Below are 668 nucleotides of genomic sequence, written 5' to 3'. Positions count from 1 at the left end.
GCGGTCGTAATATCCTCGAACAAAATACGCCAAGATACGGTATCCACCACTAAGTGATGAATCGCCATCAGCAAATGATCTCCATCGGGACAATGGAACAGCCCCAGCTTCACCAGCGGTCCTTCGCTTAAATGAATACCCGCCTGAATTTCATTCACTTTGGCCTCGATCGCCGCAGATACTTCAGACTCATTTCTGAAGTCGGCCCGATCCAGCGTATACAGCTCGCCCTCCCCAACCGCGCGGTTCCAAGCTTCATATCCGCGCTCCGTAGGTCGGAAAATGATACGCAGTGCATCGTGATGGCTAACGATTTGATCCATCGCTGTGCGCAGGGCCGTTTCATCAAAACCGTCCTTGCTATGCAGCATAATGGACTGGTTATGATGATGAGCATCCGTCAGGTTCTGCTCAAAGAACCATTGTTGCACCGGTGTCAGCTTCACAGCGCCCACCACTTCGCTCTGATCCGCCAATCGGGTCACCGATTGGACTTTCAGTGCCAAGGCAGACACGGTTGGATGACTGAACAGGTCTTTCATCTCCAGTCGATAACCTGCTTGCAGCAATCGGGAGGATACTTGCAAGGCCTTGATCGAATCGCCACCCAGTTCAAAGAAGTTATCCTGCGTGCCTACCGCTTCCACGCCGAGTACTCCGGCCCATAC

The 668-nt window shown here is 52.7% G+C and carries 1 protein-coding gene; it reads right to left on the bottom strand.

Features of this window, described 5'->3' with window-relative positions; translation table 11 throughout:
• Positions 1-668 (bottom strand): condensation domain-containing protein (locus NLX78_RS26370; protein ID WP_254351926.1); only part of this gene is annotated, 668 nt, incomplete at both ends.

The organism is Paenibacillus sp. Lou8.1 (genome assembly GCF_024213565.1).
GTDB lineage: Bacteria > Bacillota > Bacilli > Paenibacillales > Paenibacillaceae > Paenibacillus > Paenibacillus polymyxa_B.
The sequence above is the reverse complement of the archived record's forward strand: the minus strand, read 5'-3'. Positions and strand labels throughout refer to the sequence as shown.